This window comes from Microbulbifer sp. MCCC 1A16149, from assembly GCF_050368945.1.
Taxonomy (GTDB): Bacteria; Pseudomonadota; Gammaproteobacteria; order Pseudomonadales; family Cellvibrionaceae; genus Microbulbifer.
On record NZ_CP185959.1, the window covers coordinates 1,079,045 to 1,100,058 of the forward strand.

The window sequence follows — 21,014 nt, forward strand, 5'->3', positions numbered from 1 at the left end:
AAGATTATGAAGCTTCCCATTTACCTGGATTATTCGGCAACCTGCCCGGTAGACCCGCGTGTCGCCAGTAAGATGGCGGAGCAGATGACCATGGAGGGCAACTTCGGTAACCCGGCCTCCCGCTCCCACCTGTTTGGCTGGAAAGCGGAAGAGGCGGTGGAAGATGCCCGTCGCCAGGTGGCGGAACTGGTCAATGCCGACCCCCGCGAGATTGTCTGGACCAGCGGTGCGACCGAGTCAGACAACCTGGCCATCAAGGGCGCAGCGCATTTCTACCAGGGCCGCGGCAAGCACATCATCACTTCCAAGATCGAGCACAAAGCCGTGCTCGACACCTGCCGTCAGCTGGAGCGTGAAGGCTTCGAGGTAACCTACCTGAACCCGAAGGAAGACGGCATCGTCTATCCGGAGCAGGTGGCCGAAGCGCTGCGCGATGACACCATCCTCGTTAGCCTGATGCACGTGAACAACGAAATCGGCGTGGTCAACGATATCGCCGCTATCGGTGAACTGTGCCGCGAGCGCAAGATCATTTTCCACGTGGATGCCGCCCAGAGCGCCGGCAAAATCGATATCGACCTGGCGGAAATGAAAGTGGACCTGATGTCCTTCTCCGCCCACAAGGTATACGGCCCCAAAGGTATCGGTGCCTTGTACGTGCGCCGCAAGCCGCGCGTGCGTATTGAAGCGCAGATGCACGGTGGCGGTCACGAGCGCGGTATGCGTTCCGGCACCCTGCCCACCCACCAGATCGTTGGTATGGGGGAAGCTTTCCGTATCGCCAAGGAAGAAATGGCTGCAGAGGCCAAACGTCTGCTGGCTCTGCGCGATCGCTTCTGGAGTCAGATCAGCGATATGGAAGAGGTGCACATCAACGGTTCTGTTGAGCAGCGTGTGCCCGGCAACCTCAATGTGAGCTTCGCCTTTGTGGAAGGGGAGAGCCTGATCATGTCTCTGAAAGACCTGGCGATCTCATCCGGTTCCGCGTGTACCTCCGCCAGCCTTGAGCCCAGCTATGTGTTGCGCGCACTGGGTGTGAACGACGAGCTGGCGCACAGTTCCCTGCGCTTCAGTTTCGGTCGTTTCACCACGGAACAGGACGTGGATACGGCTGCCAAAGAAGTAAGGCAGGCAGTGGAAAAACTTCGCGAACTGTCGCCCCTGTGGGACATGTACAAAGATGGAGTTGATCTCAGCACCATCGAGTGGGCGGCACACTAACGCGACTGCGCAGAAATCGAGAATTTTGAGAGGGTATTGTCATGGCCTATAGCGATAAAGTAATTGACCACTATGAACATCCCCGCAATGTTGGTCGCCTCGACGACAAAGCGGAAAATGTGGGTACCGGCATGGTCGGCGCACCCGCTTGCGGTGACGTAATGCGTCTGCAGATTCAGGTGAACGACGACGGTATTATTGAAGATGCCAAGTTCAAAACCTACGGCTGCGGTTCCGCCATCGCTTCCAGTTCCCTGCTGACCGAATGGGTTAAAGGCAAGAGCCTGGATGAGGCGGCACAGATCAAGAACACCGAGATTGCCGAAGAACTGGCGCTGCCGCCGGTAAAAATTCACTGCTCTGTACTTGCGGAAGACGCGATCAAGGCGGCGGTGAATAACATCCGCGAAAAGCGCGGTGAAAAAACAGAAGAAGCAGCGGGCTGAGCAAACGGCTCAGCACAGTGAATACCGGTAAGAGTGAAGATCGGTAAGGAGTAGCAATCGACATGGCAATTACCATGACCGAATCGGCCCAGGCCCACGTTGCCAAGCAATTGGCCAGCCGCGGTAAGGGGATCGGTATTCGCGTCGGCGTAAAGACCGCCGGCTGCTCCGGTATGGCCTACGTACTGGAATTTGTCGATCACGCCGAGGCGGAAGACGAAGTCTTCGAAGCGGGCGGCGTCAAGCTGGTGGTAGACCCGAAAAGTCTCGCCTACCTGGACGGCACCGAGCTGGACTTCGTAAAAGAAGGCCTGAACGAGGGTTTTGCTTTCAAGAACCCCAATGTAAAAAACGAGTGCGGTTGCGGCGAAAGCTTCCACGTTTAACACCGGGGCTTTCGGGCAGCAGACGGCCGGATGCCTGGTGCATGCCGGCCTTTTTGTTATTGGACCACTATGGAACTGCAACAAAATCACTTTGAAATTTTTGGTTTGCCCGTCGACTACGCCGTAGATCGGCAGGCGCTGGCCAAGCGTTATCGCGAGCTGCAGCAGGAGTTCCATCCGGACCGGTTTGCGGCAAAGTCCGAGCGCGAGCAGATGCTGTCCATGCAATATGCCGCGCAGATCAACGAGGCGAACAACACCCTCAAGGATCCGGTAGCCCGCGCCGCTTATCTGCTGAAGCTGTCCGGGGTGGAAATCAACCCCGAGCAGACTACCGCCGATGGTGAGTTCCTGATGCAGCAGATGATCCTGCGCGAGCGTCTTGAAGACGTGCGCAGCGCTGCCGATCCCGAAGGGGAGCTGGGGGAGCTCGACAGTGAGGCGGGCCAGTTATTCAAGGCCCAAGAGGCGGCCTTCTCCACGGCTCTGCAGGGCAATGCCCTGGAAGAGGCGAAAAGCGCGTTACTCAAACTCCAGTTTCTCGCCAAACTGCAGCGGCAGATTGAAGAGCTTGAAGAAGATTTACTGGACTGAACCGGATTAATTGTTAGCACTATGGCATTACTGCAGATTTCCGAACCCGGCCAGACACCTGAACCCCACCAGCGCAAGCGCGCAGTGGGTATCGACCTGGGCACCACCAATTCACTGGTAGCGACCGTGCGCAGCGGCGCTGCAGAATCGCTGCCCGCTGAAGACGGTCGTGTGATCCTGCCGTCCGCGGTTCGCTACACCGAAGCCGGGGTGGAAGTGGGTTACGGCGCGCGCGCCGCCGCCGGTGAAGACCCCTATAACACCCTGATTTCGATCAAACGGTTTATGGGTCGCGGTCTCGCGGATATCAAAAACTTTGGCGATCAGCTGCCATACCACTTTGCTGAGCAATCAGTTGGGGGCAGCGGTGGCATGCCGGCAATTAAAACGGTCGCCGGCACGGTAAATCCGGTGCAGGTTTCCGCGGAAATTTTGAAGGTGCTGGCGCAGCGCGGTGCTGACTCCCTCGGTGGTCCACTGGACGGTGCGGTAATTACCGTACCTGCGTATTTCGATGAGGCCCAGCGCCAGGCCACCAAGGATGCCGCCAAGCTGGCGGGTCTGAAAGTGTTGCGTTTGCTGAACGAGCCCACCGCTGCGGCCGTGGCCTACGGGCTGGATCAGCCGGATGACGGTGGTGATGTGGCGGACAAGACCATTGCCGTCTACGACCTCGGCGGTGGCACCTTTGATATTTCCATCCTGCGCCTGTCCAAGGGCGTGTTTGAGGTGCTGTCTACCGGTGGCGACAGCGCCCTCGGTGGAGACGATTTCGACCGCGCGATCGCTGAGTGGATTGCCGTGCAGGCGGGGCTGGGCACCGACCACGATGCCGCAACCCAGCGTAATCTACTGGATACTGCATGCGCCGCCAAAGAGGCGCTGGCGAGTGAAACTGTGGTGCCGGTCAGTTACGGGGACTGGTCCGGTGAGCTGAGCCGGGAAAAGCTTGCCGAACTGCTGGATCCGCTGATTGCCAAGACCTTGCGCGCCTGCAAGCGGGCCCTGCGCGATGCGGACCTGACGGCGGAAGAGGTTGCCGAAGTGGTGCTGGTGGGCGGTTCCACCAGAACCCTGCGAGTGCGCGAAAAGGTGCAGGCGTTCTTCGATCGCGAGCCCCACGCGGATATTGACCCGGATCAGGTTGTCGCCATCGGTGCGGCCCTGCAGGCGGACGTGCTGGTGGGCAACAAGTCCCGAGAGGACCTGCTGTTACTGGATGTCATTCCGCTGTCTCTGGGTATCGAGACCATGGGTGGCCTGACCGAGAAGCTGATCCATCGCAATACCACCATTCCCGTGGCCAAGGCCCAGGAGTTCACCACCTTCAAGGACGGCCAGACAGCCATGGCCATTCACGTGGTGCAGGGCGAGCGCGAACTGGTGCAGGATTGTCGATCCCTGGCGCGCTTTGAGTTGCGTGGTATTCCGCCCATGGTGGCCGGTGCCGCCCACATTCGTGTGACCTTCCAGGTGGATGCTGACGGGTTGCTGTCGGTCACCGCGCTGGAAAAGAGTAGCGGCGTGCAGGCGGAAATTACCGTCAAGCCGTCCTACGGCCTCGGGGATTCCGATATCACCCGCATGCTGCAGGACTCCTACGCCAATGCCGAAGAAGATATCGCTGCGCGCGCGCTGCGCGAGGCCCAGGTGGAAGCGGAGCGCACCCTGGAGGCCATGCTGGTGGCCCTGCAGGAAAATGGCGCGGAACTGCTAAGCGAGCACGAGTTGGGCGAGCTGGAGCGGGCGATGGAAGCGCTGCGTCTGGCCCACAATGGCGGCACGGCGGAAGAGGTCCGCAGCCGTATCGACGAGCTGAACACTTTGTCCGAGCCTTTTGCTGCGCGCCGTATGGACAAGTCCATCAAGCGCGCCATGCAGGGGCACAGCCTGGATGAATTCGACAAGCCCTGAGGGGCCATTCGACAAGCCCTGAGGGGCCATTCGACACCCCCTGAGGGCGGTCGCCGACTGAGAGAAGAGAGTATGCCGAAGATTGTTTTCCTGCCTCACGAAGAATTGTGTCCAGAGGGCAAGGTCATCGAAGTGGAGTCCGGTGTCACGGTTTGTGATGCCGCACTTCAGCACGGGGTGGAGATTGAGCACGCGTGCGAAAAATCCTGTGCCTGTACCACCTGCCACGTGATCGTGCGCGAGGGGTTCGATTCCCTGGGGGAGCCGGACGAGCTGGAAGAAGACCTGCTGGATAAGGCCTGGGGCCTGGAGCCTGAGTCGCGCCTTTCCTGTCAGGCAGTAGTCGATGAGGAAGATCTGGTAGTTGAGATTCCCAAGTACACCATTAACCAGGTGTCCGAGCGCCACTAACCATTCTGGACTGGCCGGTCTGGGCCGGCCTGAGAACAAGAGGATGCACCCATGAAGTGGACGGATATTCACGATATTGCCATCGAACTCTGTGACGCTCATCCGGATGTAGATCCGCTGCGGGTCAACTTCGTTGATCTGCGCCAGTGGGTGGTGGATTTGCCCGGATTTGACGACGACCCCGATCGCTGCGGGGAAAAGATCCTGGAGGCCATTCAGGCTGCGTGGATCGAAGAGAACGAATAGTCTCATCTACAGTACAAACTTCACTCGACTACGCGTATAATCCGCGCTCCGCGACCTGTGCTGGTTAATTAATCGACAGTTCGCGCGTTGAGAGAATTCAGGGAAGAGCAACGGAAGTTGCTCTTTTCGTATCTGTCTTAAGACAAATTTTTGCAAAACCTAGAAATGGAGAAAACCATGGCCCAGGAACGTACCCTGTCCATCATCAAGCCGGACGCCGTTGCCAAGAATGTTATCGGTGAAATCGAGAGCCGCTTCGAGAAAGCCGGCCTGCGCATCGTTGCGATGAAAATGGTTCAGCTGTCTCAGGAAAAAGCCGAAGGCTTCTACGCTGAGCACAAAGAGCGTCCGTTCTTCAAGGACCTGGTTGAGTTCATGACTTCCGGTCCGGTTGTTGTACAGGTTCTGGAGGGCGAGAACGCCATCCTGGCTAACCGCGACCTGATGGGCGCTACCAACCCGAAAGAAGCAGACGCTGGCACCATCCGTGCAGACTTCGCCGACAGCATCGACGCCAACGCCGTGCACGGTTCTGACTCTGCAGCTTCCGCCGAGCGCGAAGTGAACTACTTCTTCTCTGCTGAAGAAATCTGCGCACGTTAATTGCAACTGTTCTGCAATTAATCCCGTAGGAGCCTGCCCTGCAGGGCAGGCTCCTACAACGCACTTTATTCCGCATCGAAGCCGGTGCAAGGTGAATCCATGAGCGACGTACAGACTGCACAACCTGAAACTGTACAGACCGAAAAAGTGAACCTGCTGGGCCTGTCCGTCGACAAGCTCACGGACTTTTTTGCCGGTCTGGGCGAGAAGCGCTTCCGCGCTGTGCAGGTGCTCAAGTGGATCCACCAGAATGGTGTGGACGATTTCGAGCAGATGACCAATGTCAGCAAGGCCATGCGTGCCAAGCTGGCTGAAATCGCCGAAGTCCGCGCCCCCAAGGTCCTGAAGCAGATGGACTCCTCCGACGGCACCCGCAAGTGGCTGATCGAGGTATCCGGCGGCAATGTGATTGAAACCGTCTACATTCCCGATGGCGACCGCGGCACCCTGTGTGTTTCTTCACAGGTAGGCTGCTCCCTGGACTGTAGCTTCTGTGCCACCGGCAAGCAGGGTTTCAACCGCGACCTGACTGCGGCCGAGATTATTGGCCAGGTGTGGATTGCGTGTAAGTCCTTCGGGCAACTGCAGCCCAACGGTCCGCGCAAGGTGACCAATGTGGTGATGATGGGCATGGGCGAACCCCTGCTCAACTTCGACAACGTCGTCGACTCCATGAACCTGATGATGGAAGACAATGCCTATGGCATTTCCAAGCGTCGGGTGACTCTGAGTACTTCCGGTGTGGTGCCGGCCCTGGATCGCCTGGCAGAGGTGACCGATGTGAGCCTGGCCATCTCCCTGCACGCGCCCAACGATGAGCTGCGCAACGTGCTGGTGCCGATCAACAAAAAGTACCCCATCGCCATGCTGCTCGACAGCGCCAAGCGCTATATCGAGAACATGCCGGACAATCATCGCAAGATGACCATCGAGTACACCATGATCCGGGAGGTGAACGACCGCCCGGAACACGCGGAACAGCTGGCGGAATTGCTGCGCGATGTGCCAGTAAAGATAAATCTGATACCCTTCAATCCGTTTGAGCTGTCCGATTATCAACGGGTCAGCAACAACGCATTGCGACGTTTTCAACAGATTTTGTTGGACAAAGGCTATACCGTAACCGTGCGTACCACCCGGGGCGACGATATCGCTGCGGCCTGTGGTCAGTTGGCCGGTCAGGTGAATGACCGCACCCGTCGTTCGGAGCGCTACCGCAACGCCGAACGCCCGGTGAAAATCCTGAACCAGGTCTGATCTTTGCATCTCGCTTCGCCGAACGGACCCGGCGTGCGCTGGTAGTACGCACCCGATAACTACAAGGTGAGGCTAGTGTTAGCAAAAATTTCCAATCCGGCCATCATTGCCGGATTACTCGTTGTGCTGCTGGGGGGGTGTGTAACCACCGGTCCCGGTGGCAGACAGGTCGATCTCGACAAGGCCCGTGAAACCCACGTACAGCTGGGGCTGCGCTATCTGCAGAGCGGTGGCGACAATCGCGAGATGGCCCGTCATCACTTCCAGGAAGCCCTGAGGCTGGGTAAAAAAGATCCCCAGGCCCATCACGGTCTCGCATTGCTATACCAAGCCGATGGCGAGATCCCGGTAGCCGAATCCCATTTCAAGAAAGCCCTGCGCTATGACCGGAATTTCTCCATGGCGCGGGTGAACTACGGGGCATTCCTGTATCAGCAGGAGCGCTATCAGGAGGCCCGGGACCAGTTTCTCATTGCCTCCGAAGACCTGACATACAACCGCCGTTCCTACGCCCTGGCCAACCTCGGACGCGCAGAGCTGAGGTTGCACAACCTGGATGGCGCCGAGGGCGCATTCAAGAGGGCGTTGGCGCTGAGTTCCGATCTGCCTGTTGCGCTGCTGGAGCTGGCCGAGCTGAAGTTTGAAAAGCAGGATTACACTCAGGCCAAGCACTACCTGGACCGATTCAGCGAAAAGAATCGGCAGATTCCGCAGTCCCTGTGGCTGGGAATCCGCATCGAAAAAATCTTTGGCAATCGGGACAAGGAAAGGAGCTACGCCCTGGCGCTGAAAAATCTCTTTCCGTACTCGGCGGAGACCCTGAAATACCAGCAGATGATGGCCGAAAATGAGCAGCAGTAATCCGATGCCCGAACAGGAAAATACCCAGAGCGCGGAAAGCACCGCGGCGTCCGTCGGCGCCCTGTTGACCGCGGCCCGCGAGCAGGCGGGGCTGACCAGCGAAGAGCTGGCGCGCCGCCTGTGCATGACCACAGAAAATCTCGAAGCGCTGGAGCGGGATGCGTTTGACGCTTTCCCCGGCGCCACCTATATCCGCGGCTACATTCGCAATGTCTGTAAAGAGCTGCGGGTGGATGAAAGCGCTGCGCTGGAAGCATTTGTGCGCCAGGTCCCGGCAGAAGCGCCGCGCGTGGCTCAGCCTCCCAAGGGTTCCGTCATGGGCGGCAGTGTTTCCGGAGGCGGGGCGTCCATGTCTGGCCCAATGCTACTGGTGGCGGCGATTGCTGTAGCCGGTGGCTACTGGTGGTTCGAAATGCGCGGTAACGACGGTGCCATGCCGGCGCCAGCGGTCGCGACCCAGGCATCCCAGGATGTAGTTGAAGAGCCCGCCGCTACCGAAGTGGACGATATTGCTGAGGATGTGGCGGAGTCTGACAGTGCACTGGATGCGCAGATGTTGTCTGTAGCCGGTGCAGATACGGACGTCGCCGCGGAAGAGCCTGTGCCGGAAACCGATGCGCAACTGGCGGATGTTGCTGACCTGGCGAGTGAAGACGCCCAGGTAGAACAGTCTGTCGAGGCGCCTGCGGTGCCAGAAGTGAATGCAGAGCCTGTCGAAGCCGCGGTTTCCGAGCCAGTAGCTGCTATTGAAGAGCCGGCGGTTCCGCAGGAGGCGCCGAGCATTGTCGAGGAGGCCCCCGCCGGTGCCGTATCCAGCGCTGTGCTGTCGATCTCCTTCAGCGCGGAATCCTGGGTGGAGGTCACCGATGCCGCGGGCAACAAGCTGCTGGCAAAGCTTCAGCCAGCCGGCTCCAGTGTCGAGCTTGAGGGGCAGGCCCCGTTCAGCCTGATGCTGGGCAATGCGGCGGCGACGACCGTCAGCTACGCCGGGGAAGTGGTCGATAGCGCGCCCCTGGGCAATCGCCGCACCCGCAAGCTCACCGTGGGCGGCTGATAGCGCCATTTTGCGATTCTCTTCCATGGGCGCAGCCTCTGTAGGTTTGCGCCCAATCTCTCTATAATCCTCCCCGTTTTTGACCATCGGTATCAACCCGCTTAAAAGCCAACGCAGGTTCTCTCTATGCAATTCGAGTCACCCATAGTTCGCCGCGTCTCGCGCCAGATCATGGTGGGCAACGTGCCGGTCGGCGGTGGTGCCCCCATCTCGGTGCAGAGCATGACCAACACCGAGACTTGCGACGTGGCCGCCACCGTGGACCAGATCCAGCGGCTGGAGCGGGCAGGTGCCGATATTGTGCGGGTTTCTGTGCCGTCCATGGACGCCGCAGAAGCCTTTGGCGAGATCAAAAAGCAGGTGAACGTGCCGCTGGTGGCCGATATTCACTTCGATTACCGCATTGCGCTGCGAGTGGCGGACCTGGGTGTGGATTGCCTGCGTATCAATCCCGGCAATATCGGCCGCGAGAAGCGCATCCGTGCCGTGGTGGACAAGGCGCGGGACCTGAATATCCCGATTCGAATCGGCGTGAATGCGGGTTCCCTGGAAAAGGACCTGCAGAAAAAGTATGGCGAGCCAACCCCGGACGCGCTGGTGGAGTCCGCCCTGCGCCATGTGGACATTCTCGATAGCCTCAACTTCCAGGACTTCAAGGTCAGTGTGAAGGCCTCGGATATATTTATGGCGACCGCCGCTTACCGCAAGCTGGCGACCCAGATCGAGCAACCGCTGCACCTGGGGATCACCGAAGCCGGTGGTTTGCGCTCCGGAACCGTCAAATCGGCCATCGGCCTCGGTGCATTGCTGCTGGACGGTATTGGCGACACCCTGCGGGTCTCCCTCGCCGCAGATCCGGTAGAAGAGGTGAAAGTGGGCTGGGATCTGCTCAAGAGCCTGCGCCTGCGGACCAAGGGCATCAATTTTATTGCCTGCCCCAGCTGTTCGCGCCAGAACTTCGATGTGGTGAAAACCATGAACGAGCTGGAAACCCGTCTCGAAGATATCACCACGCCGCTGGATGTGGCGGTGATCGGCTGTATCGTGAACGGCCCGGGCGAGGCGAAAGAGGCGGATATCGGCCTCGCCGGTGGGACCCCGAGCCACGCGATTTACGTGGACGGTCAGCCGGACCGCAAATTCAAGAATGACAATCTGGTGCATGATCTGGAGCAGCTGATCCGCGAAAAAGCCGCGGCCAAAGAAGCGCAGGAAGCCCAGATTATCGCCAAAGAAACCACCGAATAACTCGAGATGCCGGTATTTGCCGGTACTACGATGTAACAGCTATTAAGGACGACCGTTGAAACAACTTCGCGCCATCCGCGGCATGAACGATCTCTTGCCCACCCAATCCCCCGTGTGGCAATACGTGGAAAGCACCCTCAGCGAACTCTTTGCCCGCTACGGCTACAGTGAAATTCGCACCCCGATGCTGGAGGCGACTCAGCTGTTCGCCCGCGCAGTGGGTGAGGCCACCGATATCGTCGAAAAGGAAATGTACACCTTCGACGACAAGAGTGGCGACAGCGTTACCCTGCGTCCGGAGGGTACCGCGGGTACCGTGCGCGCAGCGATCCAGAACAACCTGCTGATCCAGCCCCAGCGCCTGTGGTACTTCGGCCCCATGTTCCGCTACGAGCGGCCGCAGAAAGGCCGCCTGCGTCAGTTCCACCAGTTTGGTGTGGAGGTGTTTGGTATCGAGGGACCGGACATCGATGCCGAGATCCTGATGATGACCGCACGCATCTGGAAGCAGCTGGGCGTTGCCGAGCATGTCTCCCTGCAGTTGAACTCCCTGGGTAACAGCGAAAGCCGCGCGGCCTACCGCGATGCTCTGGTGGAATACCTGTCTGCGCGCAAGGATCAGCTGGATGAAGACAGCCAGCGTCGCCTGGAGCGCAACCCGCTGCGTATTCTCGACAGCAAAAATGCCCAGACTCAGGAACTGCTGGCAGAGGCGCCTTGTCTACTGGACTTCCTCGACGAGGAATCCCGGACGCACTTTGACCAGCTGCGGGCATTTCTGGACGCAGCCGGGGTGGCTTACGAGGTGAATCCGCGCCTGGTGCGCGGCCTCGACTACTATGGCAAGACCGTTTTTGAATGGGTGACCGATAGTCTCGGCGCCCAGGGCACCGTGTGTGCCGGCGGCCGTTACGACGGCCTCGTTGAACAAATGGGCGGCAAGCCCACTCCGGCGGTGGGCTTTGGTCTCGGTGTCGAGCGCCTGGTACTGCTGCTGGAAACCCTGGAAGTACTGCCGGACACCCTGGATCAGCAGGTCGACGCCTATCTGGTCGCAGTGGGTGATGTACAATCCGCGGCCCTGGCGGCAGCAGAGCAATTGCGCAGCGAGCTGCCCTGGTTGCGGTTGCAGACGCACTGCGGGGGTGGCAGCTTCAAGAGCCAGATGAAGAAGGCCGACAAGAGCAATGCGGATTTCGCGTTGATCATCGGCGAAGACGAGGCCGCGGCAGGGCAGGTGACCGTCAAATCCCTGCGCGCCGACGCAGAGCAGCAGACGGTTGCCCTGGCGGAGCTGGCGAAAGTCCTTCAGGCCTGAAGCACAGCGCAGAAACGCATTGCACGACTGAATTTACGAATTGGATTTAAGAATAAGGCGAATAAGAAATGGCTGACCATTTGACCGAAGAAGAACAGATTGAAACGATCAAACGCTGGTGGAAAGAAAATGGTTCCGGCATCGTCACCGGTATTGTGCTGGCACTGGCCGCGTATTTTGGTTGGCAGTGGTGGCAGGGCAAGGAGCGCAGCGACGCTGAAGCGGCCTCCAATGTCTACCAGGGGTTTGTCGAAGCGGTTTCCGCCAATGAGGGCAAGCCGGACAACAAGCAGCTGACTACCGCCCAGTCCCTGGCGCGCGAGCTGAAAGACGACTACGCCAAGCGTATCTATGCCGCGCAGGCCTCCCTGCAGCTGGCGGCGCTGTCCGTCGAGAAAAACGACCTGGAAGCGGCAGCCAAAGAACTGCAGTGGGTTGTGGATAACAGTAGTGACGACGCGCTGAAGCTGGTTGCCAAGCGCCGCCTGGCTTCCGTCAAGGCCGCCCGCGGTGAAACCAATGAAGCGCTGGCCCTGCTGAAAGGCGACGTACCGCCGGCCTTCGCTGCCCTCTACGCGGAAACCCGCGGCGATATCCTGGTTCAGCAGGGCGATAAAGACGCCGCCCGCGCCGCTTACCAGGAAGCGCGCGCGCAGCTGCTGCCGGAACAGGCGGCCGGTTCTCGCCTGCTGGACCTGAAAATTGAAGGCCTTGGCGAAGCGCCTCAGGCTGACGAAGAAAATGCACAGGACGAACCTGCAACTGAAGAAGCTGATGCAGAAACAGAGAAGGACGCGCAATGATAGGGACTTACATGGGCGTGCGCACAGGCGCGGGCAAGGCGCTTAACCGGATTGCAGCTGTGGCACTGGCCGCGGTGATCAGTGCCTGTGCTTCCAACGAAGAAAAGGAAGACACCGATCCCGTAGAACTGACTGAAATCAGCGAAAGTGTGCAGCTGCGCGAAGTCTGGTCGCAAAATATCGGCGATATCGATGCCCTGCGTTACGCGATGCTCAAGCCGGGCATCATTGACGGCAAGGTGATTGCCGCCAACAGCGATGGCGATGTTTACGCCTTTGATCGCGCCAGCGGCAAACGCTTGTGGAAAGTGGATATCGACCAGTCCATCGGCGGTGGTGTCGGTGTCGGCCTCGGTATCGCAGTAGTTGCCGATTACCGCGGCCGCGTGGTTGCGTTGGACCTGAATGATGGCAGCCAGCGCTGGGCAACCCAGCTGAGTGGCGAGGTTGTTGCTACCCCCGCAGTGGGATCCGGCATGGTGGTGGTTCAGACCGTTGACGGGAAACTGCTGGGCCTGGATGCCAGCACTGGCGAACAGCGCTGGCGCCACAATACGGTACTGCCGGTACTGACTCTGCGCGGTACCGCCAGCCCGGTGATTTCTGCGGGTGTGGTTTTTGCGGGCCTGGATAACGGCAAGCTGATTGCCCTCAGTGCCGCCGACGGTATTACCCGCTGGGAGCAGCGTGTAGCGATTCCCCAGGGCTCTGCGGAACTGGACCGGGTAGTGGATATCGACGGCACGCCGCTGGTGCGTGGTGATCTGGTCTTCGCCGCCAGCTATCAGGGGCGCGCGGTGGCACTGTCGCGGGAAGATGGCCGCGGTCTCTGGGCGCGCGACGCCTCAACCAACCACGGAGTAGCCGTGGGTGCGGGCCAGGTTTTCCTGAGCGGCGCCGATGGCAGTGTCCACGCCTACAATGTGGGTAATGGGCAAATTCAGTGGACTAACAGCGAGCTGCTGCGTCGACAGCTGAGCGGCCCGGCGTATTTTGGTGACGTAGTGGTCGTGGGCGACCTCGACGGTTACCTGCATGCCCTGGATCCCTCCAGCGGTCGCTTCGTGGGTCGTACCCGTATCGACCGCGATCCGGTGCGCATCCCGCTGCTGGCCGATGCTGACCTGCTGTTTGCGCTGTCCGATGACGGCGAGCTGGTTGCACTGCGCCTGCAGCGCTGATCCACCGATATCTGGCGGGCCTTCGGGCCCGCTTTAGGCGCCTGCCTGGCAGGCGAACCTGAACCGCCCGCACTCCTGCGGGCGTTCGTATTTCTGGCAAAACTGTTTTGCCCTGAGTAGATCCGATTATGTTGCCTGTAATTGCCCTGGTAGGGCGCCCCAATGTGGGTAAATCCACCCTGTTCAACCGGCTTACCAAAAGCCGTGATGCCCTCGTGGCCAACTACGCCGGCCTCACCCGCGACCGCAAATACGGTGAAGCGGAGTTCGAGGGCCACAAGATGATCCTGGTGGATACCGGTGGTATCAGCGGTGACGAAGAAGGCATCGATGCCGCCATGGCCCAGCAATCCATGCAGGCCATCGAAGAGGCGGATTTCGTGCTGTTTCTGGTGGATTGTCGCGCCGGCCTGACCCCGGCGGACGACATGATCGCCGAGCGCCTGCGCACCCGCTCCAAACCCACACTGCTGGTGGCCAACAAGGTAGACGGGGTAAACCCGGATATCGCCCTGGCGCCGTTTTACGAACTCGGTATCGGCGAGCTGTTTCCCACCACCGCTACCCACGGCCGCGGTGTGCGCACACTGATGGAGCGCCTCGTGCAGGGGCTGCCCGAGCCGGAAGCGGAAGAAGAGCAGGAAGAAGCGACCGGTATCAAGATCGGTATCGTCGGCCGCCCCAACGTGGGCAAGTCCACCCTGGTCAACCGCCTGCTGGGGGAAGACCGCGTGGTAGTGTTCGACCAACCGGGAACCACCCGCGACAGCGTGTATATCAACTACACCCGCGACGAAAAGCCGTACACCATTATCGATACTGCGGGCATCCGTCGACGCAAGAACGTCAAGGAATCGGTGGAGAAGTTCTCCATCGTCAAAACCCTGCAGGCTGTGGAAGATGCCAACGTCGTCGTGCTGGTGATCGACGCCAGTGAAGGCCTTGTGGACCAGGACATGCACCTGATGGGCAGTGTCATCCAGGCCGGCCGCGCGCTGGTAGTGGCGCTGAACAAATGGGATGGCCTCGACCCGGACCACCGCGACTTCGTAAAAACCGAACTGGAGCGCCGCCTGCGCTTTGTGGACTTTGCAGATATTCACTTTATCTCCGCACTGCACGGCACCGGCGTCGGTAACCTGTACAAGTCCATCGAGGACGCCTACCAGTCCGCTACCGACAAGCTCTCCACCAACCACCTCACGCGCATCCTGCAGTGGGCGGTAAGTGAGCACCAGCCGCCGCTGGTCAACGGTCACCGCATTAAACTGCGCTACGCCCACGCCGGCGGCCAGAATCCGCCGGTAATCGTGATCCACGGTAACCAGACGGCACAGGTGCCGAATCACTACGTGCGCTACCTGGAAAAGACCTACCGCAAGGCGCTGGACCTGCACGGTACGCCGGTGAAGATCGAATTCCGTACTGGCGATAACCCCTATGCGGGCAAGAAGAACAAGCTCAGCGATCGCCAGAAAGCCAAGAAACGCCGCCTGATGAAGTTTGTGAAGAAGAAAAAGTAAAAGCGCGGTTAAACCTCTGGTTGAAATAGGCACGGGGCGCCGCAATACCCTTTAGGTAAAGGCGATAAATTCGGCGCAAAGCTAAACTTGCCGGTTAACTGAACTTCGAATTGAAGGCGCAGCTGGCTGGGGCAACCTTGCCCCAGCCAGCTGCGCTGCCACGGAGCTCGCCGGCAACTAAAAGGCAAGGACCCAAATAATGCTTAACCTTAAAAATCCCGACCTGCTGCGCAAACAGTCCTATATCAATGGCCAGTGGTCTGATGCGGATTCCGGCAATACCCTGGACGTTATTAATCCCGCAAATGGCGAAGTGGTCGCCACCATTGCCAGCTGCGGCGCCGACGAAACCCGTCGTGCAATCGAAGCCGCCAACGCCGCCTGGCCTGCCTGGCGAGATCTCACCGTCAAAGAGCGCGCCAAGATCCTGCGTGACTGGTACAACCTGATTATCGACAACGTCGACGACCTGGCCGCAATCCTCACTGCCGAGCAGGGCAAGCCGCTCTCCGAAGCGCGCACCGAAATCACCTACGGCGCCAACTACCTCGAATGGTTCAGCGAAGAAGCCAAGCGCGTATACGGCGATGTCATTGCGCCTCCGAGCAAAGACAAGCGCATTGTCGTCGTCAAACAGCCGGTGGGCGTCACCGCCTCCATCACTCCCTGGAATTTTCCCAGCGCCATGATCGCGCGCAAAGTGGCCCCCGCGCTGGCCACCGGCTGTACCTTTGTGTCCAAGCCCGCATCGGAAACCCCGCTGTCCGCCCTGGCCCTGGCTGTGCTGGCGGAGCAGGCCGGCGTGCCCAAAGGCGTATTCAACGTGGTGGTTGGCAAAAGCTCTCGGGAAATCGGTGCCGAGATGACCGGCAACCCGCTGGTGCGCAAATTCACCTTTACCGGCTCCACCGCCGTAGGTAAAAAATTGCAGGCCCAGTGCGCCGAAACCATTAAGAAAACCTCCATGGAGCTCGGCGGCAATGCGCCGTTTATCGTATTTGATGACGCCGATCTGGATGAAGCGGTGAAAGGCGCGATCATCTGCAAATACCGCAATGCCGGGCAGACCTGCGTGTGCGCCAACCGCATATTTGTCCAGGAAGGTGTCTACGATGCCTTCGCGAAAAAATTCACCGACGCGGTCAATGCGCTGCAAATGGGCAACGGCGCGGAAGAGGGCGTGGAAGTCGGCCCCATGATCAATGCCGGTGCCGTGGAAGACGTCAATGCGCTGGTGGAAGATGCAGTCAGCAAGGGGGCAAAGAACCTGAATGACGGTGGCCCCAGTGACATGGGTGAGTGCTTCTATACCCCCACCGTGCTGACCGGTGTGGACGACACCATGAAGCTCTTCAAGGAAGAGATATTCGGCCCGGTCGCCCCGCTGTACAAATTCTCCAGCGAGGAAGAAGTGATCCGCATGGCCAACGATACCGAGTTTGGCCTGGCATCATACTTTTACTCGCGCGATATCGGCCGTATCTGGCGGGTGTCGGAAGGCCTGGAATACGGCATGGTCGGCATCAATGAGGGGATCATCTCCAACGAAATGGCCCCCTTCGGCGGCATCAAGGAGTCCGGTACCGGCCGTGAAGGTTCCATGTACGGCATCGACGATTATCTCGAAATAAAATACCTGTGCATGGGTGGGATTTGAACGCACCGGCGAATACCGAAGTGGACGCGCAGTTGAATATTGTTCCGATTGCGACCACTCACTCCTGCTTTTCGGAAAAATTTGGCATCCCCCGGCAGCCGTTGCTGGCGGATGCCAGCCGGGCTGCCATCGAATTACTGGCACCGTTCAACGATCCCGATGCCGTAGCCGGCCTGGATCAGCACACCCACCTATGGCTTACCTGGCAGTTTCACCAGGTCGCTGGCCAGTGGTCCCCCAAGGTGCGTCCGCCGCGGTTGGGGGGCAATAAAAAGCTCGGTGTGTTCGCCACCCGCTCTCCTTTCAGGCCCAACAATATCGGCCTTTCCGTGGTGCGCCTGATCGAAGTGCGTACGCACCCGAAGGTTGAGCTCATCGTTGCCGGGGCAGACCTGCTGGACGGCACCCCGATCCTGGATATCAAACCCTATATCCCTTACGCAGACAGCGTCCCCTCAGCCAGCAGCCAGCTTGCAGAGCAGCCTCCGCAACAGGCAACCGTGCATATTCCCGAAACCATTTTGGAGCGCGCACAGGCATATCGGGATAACCTTGGTACGGATCTTGTGGTGCTTATCCGGCAAGTACTGGCACAGGACCCCAAGCCGGCCTATCAGCAGCCGGATCCCGAGCGTATTTACGGGATGGAACTGTGTGGTTTCAATCTGCAGTGGCGCTATGTGCGAGGGGAGATAGAAGTAGTGGCGCTGGAAAAGCTCGAATATGAGCGCACACGATGAATAGGCAAAGCGCGCACTCGATTAACCTGTGGGGGAAGCTGCGAAGCGCGGCTTGGTCGCTGACGAAGTTTTTGTTGCTCGCTGTCCTGGTCGTTAGTGCGGTCTCCTGGTATCACAGTCGCAATATGCCCAAGGGGCAGGCCCCGCAACTGTTGCAGCAGACGATCGATGGCCAGTCCATCGATTTGCAGGCCATGACGGAAGAGGGGCCGGTACTGATCTACTTCTGGGCAACCTGGTGTGGTTTCTGCCGGATGGTGTCGCCTGCGGTCTCGGATCTATCGGACGGGTACCAGGTGATCTCCGTTGCCCTGCAGTCGGGCAGTCCGGAGGAAGTGGCCGCTTACCAGCAAAAGCATGGACTCAATTTCCCCACAATCAACGATCCCAGCGGTGCGCTCAGCAATCACTGGGGCCTGCGGGTTACCCCGACCATTGCTATCGTCAATCGGCAGGGTGAGGTCAGTACCGTGACATCGGGCATGACGTCTCGCTGGGGGTTGACCGCGAGAATGTGGCTCGCGGACTAGCGTAGGGCCGGTACTGGATTAGTGTCGCGTCTTGGTGGGATCCAGGTCGTCACTCAGCACATCGTCATACACTGGCTGACCCGGGATCTTGTGGCCCTCGCTGGCCCACTCACCAAGATCAATCAGTTTGCAGCGCTCACAACAGAACGGCCGATGTGGATTCTCGGGGCTCCACTCGATGGGCTTCTTGCAGGTGGGGCAGGCAACGGATGGACGGTCAGACATGATAAATACAACTTTCAGGCTTGTGCGGCGAGCTTGATATACATCTGGTGCAGGGTGTCCACCTGCGCCTCCAGCTCCGCCAGGGAGCCACTATTATCCAGAATATCGTCCGCCTTTGCACACCGCTCCGCCCGGGGCAGCTGTGCGGCCATAATCTTGCGGATCTGATCGGGACTGTTGCCGTCCCGCGCACTGGCTCGCTCCAGCTGGAGTAGCTCCGGGAGGTCGACCACACAGACCCGCTGTACCAGGGCCGACTGGCCGGATTCCACCAGCAGGGGAGATTCCAGGATCGCATAGGGGGCTGCGTGGGTGTCGGGGCTCGCCGCCAGCGAGGAGATAATCTCCTCCCGGATTAGCGGGTGGGTCAGCTGCTCCAGCCAGCGCCGCTCCGCCGGATTGTCGAACACCAGTCTGCGCAAAGCCGCCCGGTCCAGAATCCCGTCTGCCTGTATCACACCATCGCCAAAATGCCGTGCGATCTCGGCGAGGGCAGGGCGCCCGGGCTCCACAACCACCCGCGCAGCGAGGTCTGCGTCCACCACATTGACCCCGTGAAACCGAAAGCGCGCCGCAGCGGCGGACTTGCCGCTGCCGATACCACCAGTGAGACCGACCGTAAACATGGCGTTAGCTGCTCATCCCGGAAACACGGAAATACCAGCCCATAATCTGCTCACCCCACAGCATGGCGATCCAGGCCGCGCCGGCCAGGTAGGGGCCAAAAGCGATCGGCAGGTTCTTGTCGCGCCCGGAAACCAGCGTCCACAGAATGCCCGCCAGTGCGCCGACCGCGGCTGACAGAAGTATCACCAGCGGCAGCACCTGCCAGCCAAACCAGGCCCCGATGGCCGCCAGAATCTTGAAATCACCGGCCCCCATTCCCTCCTTGCCGGTCACCAGCTTGAAAATATGGAACACACTCCACAGCGCTAAGTACCCGGCAATAGCGCCGATCACCGCATCCTGCAGCGGCGCAAACACACCCCAGATATTGATCAGTAGCCCCGCCCACAACAGCGGCAGGGTGATATTGTCCGGCAGCAGCTGCTTGTCGAAATCAATCCCGGTCAGTGCCACCAGCGCCCAGGTAAAAAACACCCCCGCCAGCGCCTGCCAGGTAAAGCCCAGCTGCCAAACCACCACCGCAGTAAGAATGCCCGTGGCCAGCTCTACCAACGGGTAGCGCTTGGAAATGGCAGTACCGCAATTACCACATTTACCGCGCAGCAGCAGGTAGCTGATTACCGGAATATTTTGCCAGGGCTTGATCTCCGTCTCGCACTTGGGGCAGTGGGAGTGGGGCAATACCAGGTTGTAGGTCTGCGCCAGTTGCTTCTGTTCTTCTTCTGAAGGTGTTTTTTCGAAGTAACTGTAGAAGTCCCGCTGGTATTCCCGCTCCATCATGATCGGGAGGCGGTGGATGACGACATTGAGGAAGCTGCCGATTAGCAGGCCTAAAATAAAAGCGCTGCTTATTAGCAGCGCCTGGTGGGTTGTAAAATAATCGAGCATTTTAATTCTTAAATCACGTTACCCAGGTTGAAGATCGGCAGGTACATGGCAACCAGCAGACCACCGACGAGTACCCCGAGGACGGAAATGATCAGTGGCTCCATCATAGTCGTCAAATTTTCGACCAGGTTGTCCACAGCCTCCTCGTAGAAATCGGCGGCTTTACCCAACATTTCGTCCAGCGCACCGGACTCCTCGCCAATGGCTGTCATCTGGACAAGCATATTAGGGTAAACGTGTGAATGTGCCATGGCGGTGTTTAGCTGAATACCGGTGGCCACAGAGTCCCGGATTTTCAATGTGGCTTCTTCATACACAACATTGCCGGTAGCTCCCGCCACCGATTTCAGGGCGTCAATAAGCGGCACACCTGCTGCGAAAGTGGTAGCGAGGGTGCGTGCAAATCGCGCGGCGATCGAGTTGTATGTAATGGTGCCAAGGACCGGTAGTTTCAGGGCGATTTTGTCGAGAGCCTCGCGTACTTTTTTGTTACGCTTTTTGATCTCCAGTGAACCGCCGATACCAACTGTCAGGCCAATAAATAGCATCAGCCAGTACTCTTGCATCCATTCCGAAATCCCGAGGACAAACAATGTAAATGCCGGGAGGTCGGCGCCGAAACCCGCAAAAGTAGCGGCAAACTGCGGCACTACCTTGATGAGCAATACCGCGGTCACAAGTACCGCAACCAGGATAACCATGATTGGATAGGTCATGGCTTTTTTAATTTTTTTCTTTAGAGATTCTGTCTTTTCTTTGTAAGTGGCAATCCGGTCCAGCATCGTTTCAAGTGCACCGGACTGTTCACCAGAAGAAACCAGGTTGCAAAACAACTCATCGAAATAGAGTGGATGCTTACGTAAAGAATCGGCAAAGGATGTGCCGGAAGCGACTTCATCTCTGATTTTTAGAATCAGCTCTTTAACTCCGGGGTTATCTGAGCCGTCGGCAACAATTTCAAAGCTTTGAACCAGTGGTACACCGGCTTTCATCATGGTCGCTAACTGGCGCGTGAATAGGGCGATATCACCGGGTTTGATCTTTTTCTTGCCGCCGAAGAGTGGCTTCGGTTTCTTTTGCACCCGGTTGGCGATAATACCCTGGCGGCGTAACTGAGCTTTGATCAGAGCCGGGTTAGTGCCGGTGATCTCCCCATCAACCTTGTTGCCTTTGGTATCCACACCTTTATAAATATAAGCGACAGCGGTGGCAGCTTTGGCCATGGCATTTTTCCCGTTGGTCTTAAAGCGAAGCCAAGCTGGCCTCGCATGTACTTTCGTT

At 58.9% G+C, this 21,014-nt stretch carries 23 protein-coding genes; 19 read left to right on the top strand and 4 right to left on the bottom strand.

Annotated features, from left to right (window positions below):
• The first annotated feature begins 6 nt into the window (after positions 1–6).
• The 19 genes from ACONT6_RS04405 (at position 7) to ACONT6_RS04495 (ending at position 17,993) form a co-directional block, all read left to right on the top strand.
• The gene (locus ACONT6_RS04405) at positions 7–1,221 is read left to right on the top strand and encodes an IscS subfamily cysteine desulfurase (protein WP_428820588.1); all 1,215 of its coding nucleotides are present in this window, start codon (positions 7–9) and stop codon (positions 1,219–1,221) included.
• Between the two features lie 41 nt (positions 1,222–1,262).
• The gene (gene iscU, locus ACONT6_RS04410; RefSeq protein WP_181253863.1) at positions 1,263–1,667 is read left to right on the top strand and encodes a Fe-S cluster assembly scaffold IscU; all 405 of its coding nucleotides are present in this window, start codon (positions 1,263–1,265) and stop codon (positions 1,665–1,667) included.
• A 62-nt stretch (positions 1,668–1,729) separates the two neighbouring features.
• Positions 1,730–2,053, top strand: a complete 324-nt coding sequence (gene iscA / locus ACONT6_RS04415) for an iron-sulfur cluster assembly protein IscA (RefSeq protein ID WP_181253862.1) — start codon at positions 1,730–1,732, stop codon at positions 2,051–2,053.
• 69 nt (positions 2,054–2,122) lie between these two features.
• On the top strand, positions 2,123–2,647 hold the full coding sequence (gene hscB / locus ACONT6_RS04420; protein WP_428820589.1) for a Fe-S protein assembly co-chaperone HscB: 525 nt from the start codon (positions 2,123–2,125) through the stop codon (positions 2,645–2,647).
• Positions 2,648–2,668: 21 nt separating this feature from the next.
• Positions 2,669–4,561, top strand: coding sequence for a Fe-S protein assembly chaperone HscA (gene hscA / locus ACONT6_RS04425; protein WP_428820590.1), 1,893 nt, complete (start codon positions 2,669–2,671; stop codon positions 4,559–4,561).
• A 72-nt stretch (positions 4,562–4,633) separates the two neighbouring features.
• Positions 4,634–4,972, top strand: a complete 339-nt coding sequence (gene fdx, locus ACONT6_RS04430; RefSeq protein WP_428820591.1) for an ISC system 2Fe-2S type ferredoxin — start codon at positions 4,634–4,636, stop codon at positions 4,970–4,972.
• Positions 4,973–5,023: 51 nt separating this feature from the next.
• The gene (gene iscX, locus ACONT6_RS04435) at positions 5,024–5,218 is read left to right on the top strand and encodes a Fe-S cluster assembly protein IscX (RefSeq protein ID WP_428820592.1); all 195 of its coding nucleotides are present in this window, start codon (positions 5,024–5,026) and stop codon (positions 5,216–5,218) included.
• A gap of 177 nt (positions 5,219–5,395) precedes the next feature.
• Positions 5,396–5,821, top strand: a complete 426-nt coding sequence (gene ndk, locus ACONT6_RS04440) for a nucleoside-diphosphate kinase (RefSeq protein ID WP_181253859.1) — start codon at positions 5,396–5,398, stop codon at positions 5,819–5,821.
• A gap of 99 nt (positions 5,822–5,920) precedes the next feature.
• Positions 5,921–7,078 (top strand): 23S rRNA (adenine(2503)-C(2))-methyltransferase RlmN, encoded by a 1,158-nt coding sequence (gene rlmN, locus ACONT6_RS04445; RefSeq protein ID WP_428820593.1) that lies wholly within the window; start codon positions 5,921–5,923, stop codon positions 7,076–7,078.
• A 75-nt stretch (positions 7,079–7,153) separates the two neighbouring features.
• Positions 7,154–7,939: a type IV pilus biogenesis/stability protein PilW gene (gene pilW, locus ACONT6_RS04450; RefSeq protein WP_428820594.1), complete on the top strand. Its 786-nt coding sequence runs from the start codon at positions 7,154–7,156 to the stop codon at positions 7,937–7,939.
• Positions 7,926–8,993 carry a RodZ domain-containing protein gene (locus tag ACONT6_RS04455; protein WP_428820595.1) on the top strand — a complete coding sequence of 356 codons (1,068 nt, stop codon included), beginning with the start codon at positions 7,926–7,928 and terminating at the stop codon, positions 8,991–8,993. Before pilW ends, ACONT6_RS04455 begins: the two co-directional genes overlap by 14 nt.
• A 126-nt stretch (positions 8,994–9,119) precedes the next feature.
• The gene (gene ispG, locus ACONT6_RS04460) at positions 9,120–10,241 is read left to right on the top strand and encodes a flavodoxin-dependent (E)-4-hydroxy-3-methylbut-2-enyl-diphosphate synthase (RefSeq protein WP_428820596.1); all 1,122 of its coding nucleotides are present in this window, start codon (positions 9,120–9,122) and stop codon (positions 10,239–10,241) included.
• Positions 10,242–10,296: 55 nt separating this feature from the next.
• Complete coding sequence (gene hisS, locus ACONT6_RS04465; RefSeq protein ID WP_428820597.1) at positions 10,297–11,559, top strand: histidine--tRNA ligase; 1,263 nt, start codon at positions 10,297–10,299, stop codon at positions 11,557–11,559.
• A gap of 68 nt (positions 11,560–11,627) precedes the next feature.
• Complete coding sequence (locus tag ACONT6_RS04470; RefSeq protein WP_428820598.1) at positions 11,628–12,362, top strand: YfgM family protein; 735 nt, start codon at positions 11,628–11,630, stop codon at positions 12,360–12,362.
• Complete coding sequence (bamB, locus tag ACONT6_RS04475; RefSeq protein ID WP_428820599.1) at positions 12,359–13,543, top strand: outer membrane protein assembly factor BamB; 1,185 nt, start codon at positions 12,359–12,361, stop codon at positions 13,541–13,543. The genes ACONT6_RS04470 and bamB overlap by 4 nt, the downstream gene beginning before the upstream one ends.
• A 128-nt stretch (positions 13,544–13,671) precedes the next feature.
• On the top strand, positions 13,672–15,066 hold the full coding sequence (der, locus tag ACONT6_RS04480; protein ID WP_181253851.1) for a ribosome biogenesis GTPase Der: 1,395 nt from the start codon (positions 13,672–13,674) through the stop codon (positions 15,064–15,066).
• A 199-nt stretch (positions 15,067–15,265) separates the two neighbouring features.
• Positions 15,266–16,723: an NAD-dependent succinate-semialdehyde dehydrogenase gene (locus ACONT6_RS04485; protein WP_428820600.1), complete on the top strand. Its 1,458-nt coding sequence runs from the start codon at positions 15,266–15,268 to the stop codon at positions 16,721–16,723.
• The gene (gene tsaA / locus ACONT6_RS04490; protein ID WP_428820601.1) at positions 16,720–17,463 is read left to right on the top strand and encodes a tRNA (N6-threonylcarbamoyladenosine(37)-N6)-methyltransferase TrmO; all 744 of its coding nucleotides are present in this window, start codon (positions 16,720–16,722) and stop codon (positions 17,461–17,463) included. Before ACONT6_RS04485 ends, tsaA begins: the two co-directional genes overlap by 4 nt.
• Before the next feature lie 74 nt (positions 17,464–17,537).
• Positions 17,538–17,993, top strand: a complete 456-nt coding sequence (locus ACONT6_RS04495) for a protein disulfide oxidoreductase (protein ID WP_428820602.1) — start codon at positions 17,538–17,540, stop codon at positions 17,991–17,993.
• A gap of 18 nt (positions 17,994–18,011) precedes the next feature.
• On the opposite strand, the gene yacG is transcribed toward ACONT6_RS04495, so the two are convergent.
• From yacG to ACONT6_RS04515, 4 genes are read right to left on the bottom strand one after another with little or no spacing between them, the layout of a single operon-like run.
• On the bottom strand, positions 18,012–18,218 hold the full coding sequence (gene yacG / locus ACONT6_RS04500; RefSeq protein WP_428820603.1) for a DNA gyrase inhibitor YacG: 207 nt from the start codon (positions 18,216–18,218) through the stop codon (positions 18,012–18,014).
• Between the two features lie 14 nt (positions 18,219–18,232).
• Positions 18,233–18,844 carry a dephospho-CoA kinase gene (gene coaE / locus ACONT6_RS04505; RefSeq protein WP_428820604.1) on the bottom strand — a complete coding sequence of 204 codons (612 nt, stop codon included), beginning with the start codon at positions 18,842–18,844 and terminating at the stop codon, positions 18,233–18,235.
• Positions 18,845–18,848: 4 nt separating this feature from the next.
• Positions 18,849–19,733 (bottom strand): prepilin peptidase, encoded by an 885-nt coding sequence (locus ACONT6_RS04510; RefSeq protein WP_428820605.1) that lies wholly within the window; start codon positions 19,731–19,733, stop codon positions 18,849–18,851.
• 8 nt (positions 19,734–19,741) lie between these two features.
• Positions 19,742–20,956 (bottom strand): type II secretion system F family protein, encoded by a 1,215-nt coding sequence (locus tag ACONT6_RS04515; RefSeq protein WP_428820606.1) that lies wholly within the window; start codon positions 20,954–20,956, stop codon positions 19,742–19,744.
• Between the last annotated feature and the right edge of the window lie 58 nt (positions 20,957–21,014).